Below are 4,250 nucleotides of genomic sequence, written 5' to 3' on the forward strand. Positions count from 1 at the left end.
TTAATCTGCACAGATTGAAGATAAATGAATACCTTCAGTTTCATGATAAGAGGGCTGGCAAAGGGTGTCAAGTAAGTTTTTATAATATCAGAGGATAATTTCGACCATAAACCCCTATCAATAAATTTTAACAAAAATACTTCAGTGCATTTTCAAATATAAGCATTCCATCGCCATATTTTGGCACAGCAACACCTAAACGCTTGCTCTTTTCTTTTTCAAGGGGCCAATTATCTTGCTGGGTAAAAAATATTCCCCTTTCTGGATGGGGCATTAAAGCTAGCACTCTTCCACTTTTATCTGATAAAGCTGCTAGGTCGTATGTAGATCCATTCGGATTGTAAGGAAATTGTAGGTTAGCATAGTTGCCATTTTTATCAATGTAACGTAATACGGTGGAATTGCTCTCAATCAATTGGTTCAAAATATCTTGATCCATAAAAAATTTGCCTTCCCCATGAGCAATAGGGAGATATAGTTCACTCAGGCCCCGTAGCCAAACAGAATTACTCTGCGGATTAACTCTCACTCTAATCCAGCGGCATTGGTAATTGCCTATATCATTATGGATTAAAGCTAGATTAGAGAACTCTGGAATTAATTTTACTAATATCTGACAACCATTACATATTCCTATAATCAGCTTGTCCTGAGATAAAAACTCTTGAAACTCATCCAACAAGTTGTTTTTAATACGTAAAGCAAACGCATTACCAGCACCAGTGTCATCACCATAGGAAAAACCCCCTGGAATTGCAAGTATATTGCTTAATTTCAGTTCACCTGGATTATCTATGATATCGTTAATGTGAACGATTTTTACTTCAATATTACCAATACCAAGTTTTCTGCTGCATTCCATAAATGCAAATGCAGTTTCTTTTTCGCAATTTAAGCCATAACCAGATAGGACTGTGATTTTCATGAATTGCTAAAAATTAAAAAATTCGAATTTCCTTTTTACAAAATTTGCTACTAAATTTAACGCAAATAACACCAATAATAAAGCTATAATTGCGATAGCAGCAAGTTCAACAAATGCAATTTCAGGATTGCTTGACCATATGTATATTTGCACAGGTAGAACAGTTGCCGGATCGAAAAAGGACGTAGGTGTATCAGCAATAAATGCCACCATACCCATCATAAGTAAAGGAGAAGATTCACCTAAAATCCTTGCAATTGCAAGCACAGTACCATGTATTATTCTTGGTAACGCAATCGGTAAAGAGTGATCTAATATCACCTTGATGTGAGGTGCACCGAGCGCAAACGCTGCATCTTTTATCGTAATAGGAACATTCGCAAAGGCATTTTTTGTTGCAATTATAATATTAGGTAACATCATAAATGAAAGAGTCATTCCACCAACAAGTGGTGAAGAGCGTGGTAGCCCAAATATGCCAAGATAGAGAGTTAAGCCCACTACACCAAATATTATTGAAGGCACTGCAGCAAGATTATTCATGCTAATTTCTACAATATTAGTCATTAGCCTATTTTTAGGCATAAATTCGTAAAGACAGATGCCCGACATAATTCCTATTGGTAATGCTAATGCTAGGCACACTATAATTGTCATTAATGAACCGATAAATGCCCCTAAAATCCCTGCATTCTCAGGTTCACGAGAGTCAGATTTAAGGAATAAAGACTTATTAAAAAATTTTTTCACTCTCCTCTTTTCTTTTAGCCAATCAAGTAATTTAGCATAACGATCATTCAAATGTTTATCTTTATTTATTGAATTAATTATACTTGACGCGGTAAACCAGATCTCATATTCACCACTATCTTTTACTTTCTTACGAAAAAATTCCTCTAGTTCTTTGTAAGAATTACGACTTAAAATTTCGTCACCGTCTTTAAAATCAGTTCCTCCAAACACCTTACGTAAAGAATCGTTGAGTAAGCCAATGGACTTATACCGCAAATCACTAGGATTACTCGCCAAAGTAAGATCAGCATTTATTTCAACTGGCAATAAAATTTTCGTTACTGTTAAGGCACTGTAAGAGTTAACTAATATACTCAACAATATACACACAGGACAGCCAAGTGAGATAACTAGTGCCGTGAAAGAACAAAAGCGTAGCGCTCTGTTCTTTTTATTTTTCCTTTTTATACGAGCATGTACACGCCTTGACTGAAGTAATTTAAGGAATTTTTTCTTTATACTCATTTACTTTTCTTTACACGAGGATTTGAAAAAACTTTCCCCTTTTTTGTCATGCAAGTAGCTGACACTGGGATCCAGCAGGCTTTGCCTGCAAATAATTTTTACACTTTCCATGAAAGCACAAACCAAAAGGAGAATAATGAATGCTGGATCCCAGTGTCGGAGCACTGGAATGACACCACAGCGGGAGGCAAACACAATGTTCGTACAGTTGTGTGTCACGCACTGGGATGACAAGAGAGAGTTCTGAGATGACACAATTGACATCACTCCCTATTGTATCTACTTAGATTTCTTTTTAACATAAGTAGTACGCTCTTTGATCCTTGCAGCTTTTCCAAATAGTTTGCACAGATAATACAGTTTTGCTCTACGAACCTTTCCTTTTCTTGTCACTTGCACTGAAACCAGTGCAGGAGAATAAACAAAAAACTGAGACACTATACTTTCTCCATGGCTCACTTTTCTGACTGCAAAAGAAGAATGTAACCCGCGGTTCCTTTTTGATATACATACACCTTCAAATATCTGTATACGTTCACTTGTACCGTCAACTACTTTAAAAGTGACCTTCAAATCATCGCCAGGACGAAATTCTGGTATTTCTTTAGCTAACACTTGCATTTGCTGTTCGTTAAATTTTTTAAGTAAATTTGTCATTTATCTCTCCATTCAATAATTCAGGCCTACGCTTTTTTGTTATAACATGAGACTGCTTCTGCCTCCAATCACTTATTTTTTTGTGATTGCCAGATAACAAAACCTCAGGTACTTTATATCCCTTCCACTGCTCAGGTCTAGTATATTGAGGATATTCAAGTACACCACCACCATAATTAAAACTTTCTTCAGTAATACTATCGGTATTATTTACTACACCTGGAAGAAGTCTAATGCACGCATCAAGAACCACCATTGCAGCTGGCTCACCTCCTGAAAGTATATAATCTCCAATACTTAACTCATAAGGAGTATACGCATCAATTATCCTTTGGTCAATACCTTCAAATCGACCACACAATATTGTTATATGAGGAAACTCTAATAATTCTCTGGCAATATTCTGATTAAACTTAGTTCCAGATGGAGTCATGTAAATAAACTTAGTGTTTTTATGAACAGAGAGCATACTATCTACTGCATCACCAACTACATCAGAACGCATAACCATTCCTGCTCCACCTCCATATGGAACATCATCCACAGTTGAATGTTTATCTTTCGCAAAAGAACGAATATTTATTACTTCAAGGTTCCATATTTCTTTTTCTAACGCTTTTCCGGCAAGAGAATAGTTCAAAAACCCGGGGAACATTTCTGGAAATATGGTTAATATTGTAACATTGAATGCCATTAAGGTTTATTTTAAGTTATTTGGGGCTATACTCTAAGAACAGTAAATTGATATAATATATAGTTAAATTAAACATGTCACTGAATAAAACGATATACGAAGGTAAAGCGAAAGCCATTATTGAAACTGAAGACTTATCAATTGTCATACAGCACTTTAAAGATGATGTTACAGCATTCAATAAGGAAAAATATGAAATAATCGATGGTAAAGGAATAATTAATAATCATATTAGTGCTTTTATCATGGAAAAGCTTGAGAAAGCAGAAATTAGCACACACTTTATAAAAACTCTAAACGAAAGAGAACAGCTAGTCAAAAAACTCAAGATAATACCTCTTGAGGTAGTAGTTAGAAATGTCGCAGCTGGCAGCTTTTGCAAACGTTTTAATATCAAAGAAGGTGAGAGGCTTGCATCTCCTATAATCGATTTTTTTTACAAAAATGATGACCTAGCCGACCCAATGGTAAGTGAAAATCACATACTGTATTTTGATTGGCTATCTAGCAAAGAAATGGATGAAGTTAAAACTACAACTTTAAAAATCAATGCAATGATGAAATTAGCCCTGATAACTGCAGATTATGGGATAAAAATACTTATAAAAAGCTAGATAAAGATGTCTTTCGTTTGAATTTAGGAGATTTAAAGGAAGCATACCTAGAAGTTGCAAAAAGACTGTCAGTAAAGTTAGGTTAACTAAATACTACTCTATC

Annotated in this window: 5 protein-coding genes and 1 pseudogene; 2 read left to right on the forward strand and 4 right to left on the reverse strand. The window is 35.2% G+C overall.

Going from position 1 to position 4,250, the window contains the following annotated elements; genetic code table 11:
• Positions 1 to 127 precede the first annotated feature (127 nt).
• Together BA053_RS05390 and pstA are read right to left on the reverse strand one after the other, a co-directional pair.
• Positions 128 to 925 carry a phosphoribosylformylglycinamidine synthase subunit PurQ gene (locus tag BA053_RS05390; protein ID WP_065106844.1) on the reverse strand — a complete coding sequence of 266 codons (798 nt, stop codon included), beginning with the start codon at positions 923 to 925 and terminating at the stop codon, positions 128 to 130.
• A gap of 6 nt (positions 926 to 931) precedes the next feature.
• Positions 932 to 2,182, reverse strand: coding sequence for a phosphate ABC transporter permease PstA (gene pstA, locus BA053_RS05395; RefSeq protein ID WP_065094835.1), 1,251 nt, complete (start codon positions 2,180 to 2,182; stop codon positions 932 to 934).
• 48 nt (positions 2,183 to 2,230) lie between these two features.
• On the opposite strand from pstA, the gene BA053_RS07885 reads away from it, so the two are divergent.
• The gene (locus BA053_RS07885) at positions 2,231 to 2,413 is read left to right on the forward strand and encodes a hypothetical protein (RefSeq protein WP_065095365.1); all 183 of its coding nucleotides are present in this window, start codon (positions 2,231 to 2,233) and stop codon (positions 2,411 to 2,413) included.
• Between the two features lie 48 nt (positions 2,414 to 2,461).
• Here BA053_RS07885 and rplS read toward each other — a convergent pair whose 3' ends face one another.
• Together rplS and trmD are read right to left on the reverse strand one after the other, a co-directional pair.
• Positions 2,462 to 2,839: a 50S ribosomal protein L19 gene (rplS, locus tag BA053_RS05405; protein WP_006279489.1), complete on the reverse strand. Its 378-nt coding sequence runs from the start codon at positions 2,837 to 2,839 to the stop codon at positions 2,462 to 2,464.
• On the reverse strand, positions 2,823 to 3,533 hold the full coding sequence (trmD, locus tag BA053_RS05410) for a tRNA (guanosine(37)-N1)-methyltransferase TrmD (protein WP_065094837.1): 711 nt from the start codon (positions 3,531 to 3,533) through the stop codon (positions 2,823 to 2,825). Before trmD ends, rplS begins: the two co-directional genes overlap by 17 nt.
• Before the next feature lie 74 nt (positions 3,534 to 3,607).
• Between trmD and BA053_RS05415 the strand changes: the two are divergent.
• A pseudogene (locus BA053_RS05415) lies at positions 3,608 to 4,233 on the forward strand (phosphoribosylaminoimidazolesuccinocarboxamide synthase).
• Positions 4,234 to 4,250 lie beyond the last annotated feature (17 nt).

Origin of the sequence: Wolbachia endosymbiont of Nomada ferruginata, from assembly GCF_001675785.1 — a bacterium.
GTDB classification, from domain to species: Bacteria; Pseudomonadota; Alphaproteobacteria; order Rickettsiales; family Anaplasmataceae; genus Wolbachia; species Wolbachia pipientis.